Raw genomic sequence first — 1,963 nt, forward strand, 5'->3', positions numbered from 1 at the left:
GTTATCTATCGCATCACCTACGGTAATGCTTTTGTCAAATTCCATTACTCCGTCTTTTACTAAATCCACATTTGAACCGCATCCTGCGAGCAGAAGTGCAGCGGACGCCCCAAAAATAATTTTTTTCATTTTTTCTCCTATTTTTCTTTATAGATTTCTAAAATTTCAATAAAAGTTTGTAAATTTTTCTCTTTACAAGCTTTAAACGATAAAAATATATCAACGGCTACGAAAATAAGATAGACGACAAGAATGAGCACTGAGACACCTAAAACATCATTGTATGCTCCCTCGCTCATCGCCCCGTCTATATGAGCCGCATCTATAGTGCATAAAGCCACAAATATAAAAAATAGCATAAACGCCTTTAAGGCGCCTATGCCCATAGAGCCGATATAAAATCTATCGGCTCCGAACATTCCTAAGAATATACCTAGTATTAGCGTAACGGTTGGGTCTTTAAAATTTGCGAAATTTAGCACTTCTTGCTGTTTTTGATTTGACGAACTAAATTTCTCTCTTACCAAAAATAGGCTATGGCTAGGAAATTTATCAAGCTGCGTAATAAACATTTCAGCCCAATACTAGCGTAACTTTTCGGTAATTTTGAGCGGCTATTTTTTTCGATAAAACAACGCTGTCGATTACGGAAGCTATATAAATAAGCGGAATTATATTGTCTATGCCGGCATTCGGATTGTAGACGGATGCGGCGATCATCCATATCGTAAGGATTATGAAAACTATGCCGCCCGTAGGCTTGCCTGCGTAAAACCTATGCGCTCCGAAACTTCCGAGCAGCAAAGCAAAGAGCCATACAAGAGTAGGCTTTTTCATATAAGATGCCTCGGTTGCAAGTTGAGAACTTTGAGCTTCGTCTAAATTTTCAAGCTTTTTGCTCATTACGAGATTCATATACAAATTTGACGGTAATCTTGATTTTAGTTCATTTATTAACAATACATTGTTCATTTTTAATCTTTACATAATTGTCAAATTTAGTAGGTTTAGATTGTCTTTTTTAATACCTTTATAAACTAAAAATAAATCTATTAGCGCCCAAATAAACAATCCTCCTAATGTAATAAGCTTTAAAATGCCAAGCAAGATATCGCCTTTATAAAATCTATCTACGCCAAACGCACCGAAACAAAGTCCGAGAACCAAGCCTACCACCGGGCTTTTAAGATTTAACATCGATACGGCTCTTGCCTTATCTTCGCTTAGATTATCAAGTTTATCTTTCATATAAAAAGCATCGCTTGGCAATTTATCTTTTAGAGTAAGATATAGACTCATTTTTTTATCCTTTGTGTTGAAATTACGGGCATATTTTACCCCCCCCCCTTAAAATATTTTGAAATTTTGTTTATTTTGTATTAAAATATGCAAAATTTAACCCCTTAAGCAAGGTCAAGACGCCCGCACGCAAAATAAGAGTATAATTCTCCAAATTTAAAACAAGGATAAAAAATGAGCGATTTTTTCAAAAACGCCGAGCAGTTTAACGCCGAGGGCGCGACGGTGCCGTTTTATAGGTATAGCCAAGACGGAGTGGATTTCGTTGGTTTTGACAGCCGCCCGTGCGTACCGCCCGAGCCTATGGTAAATGCGCTGGTAGCGATCAAATTTGCAAACCAAAACACTAAAATCGTGATGGTAAATCATAAATTCCCAGCCGGTCTGATCCCTAAAATCCAGGAGCAGTTTGACGTAGAGCGCGAGGATCTGGAGGGCGGGGCGGTCAAGATGACCTTTAGCCTAAAGCAGGGCGCGGACGTCAAGAACGTAGACACAAGCCTTTGCCACTGAGATAGGTCATGCTTTTAAACACCTTTGCGCCGCCTTTTAAGCTAGTCGGCGGTTATTTTATCGCGGGAATTTGCTTTTTGATCGCGAGTATTCCCGCCTTTTTCGCGGCGGATTTTGAGACGATCGCGGGGCTTGAAACGGCGGGGTTTTT

The 1,963-nt window shown here is 39.3% G+C and carries 5 protein-coding genes; 1 reads left to right on the forward strand and 4 read right to left on the reverse strand.

Annotated elements, in window-relative coordinates; translation table 11 throughout:
* The 4 genes from Q0200_RS11940 to Q0200_RS07950 all read right to left on the reverse strand — a co-directional run.
* Positions 1–129 (reverse strand): lipoprotein (locus tag Q0200_RS11940; protein WP_366118474.1); only part of this gene is annotated, 129 nt, incomplete at its 3' end.
* Positions 130–137: 8 nt separating this feature from the next.
* Positions 138–572 carry a TM2 domain-containing protein gene (locus Q0200_RS07940; protein ID WP_297940003.1) on the reverse strand — a complete coding sequence of 145 codons (435 nt, stop codon included), beginning with the start codon at positions 570–572 and terminating at the stop codon, positions 138–140.
* Position 573: 1 nt separating this feature from the next.
* Positions 574–972, reverse strand: coding sequence for an NINE protein (locus tag Q0200_RS07945; protein WP_297940004.1), 399 nt, complete (start codon positions 970–972; stop codon positions 574–576).
* A gap of 9 nt (positions 973–981) precedes the next feature.
* Positions 982–1,299, reverse strand: coding sequence for a TM2 domain-containing protein (locus Q0200_RS07950; RefSeq protein ID WP_297940005.1), 318 nt, complete (start codon positions 1,297–1,299; stop codon positions 982–984).
* 174 nt (positions 1,300–1,473) lie between these two features.
* Here Q0200_RS07950 and Q0200_RS07955 point away from each other — a divergent pair, with 174 nt between their 5' ends.
* Positions 1,474–1,812, forward strand: a complete 339-nt coding sequence (locus tag Q0200_RS07955) for a hypothetical protein (RefSeq protein ID WP_297940006.1) — start codon at positions 1,474–1,476, stop codon at positions 1,810–1,812.
* The last annotated feature ends 151 nt before the right edge of the window (positions 1,813–1,963 follow it).

The sequence above is a fragment of the uncultured Campylobacter sp. genome, assembly GCF_938045225.1.
GTDB lineage: Bacteria > Campylobacterota > Campylobacteria > Campylobacterales > Campylobacteraceae > Campylobacter_A.

Coding starts and splice junctions, on each gene's coding strand:
- Q0200_RS07940 (WP_297940003.1), bottom strand. CDS start 572: ATGTTTATTACGCAGCTTGATAAATTTCCTAGCCATAGCCTATTTTTG.
- Q0200_RS07955 (WP_297940006.1), top strand. CDS start 1,474: ATGAGCGATTTTTTCAAAAACGCCGAGCAGTTTAACGCCGAGGGCGCG.
- Q0200_RS07950 (WP_297940005.1), bottom strand. CDS start 1,299: ATGAGTCTATATCTTACTCTAAAAGATAAATTGCCAAGCGATGCTTTT.
- Q0200_RS07945 (WP_297940004.1), bottom strand. CDS start 972: ATGAACAATGTATTGTTAATAAATGAACTAAAATCAAGATTACCGTCA.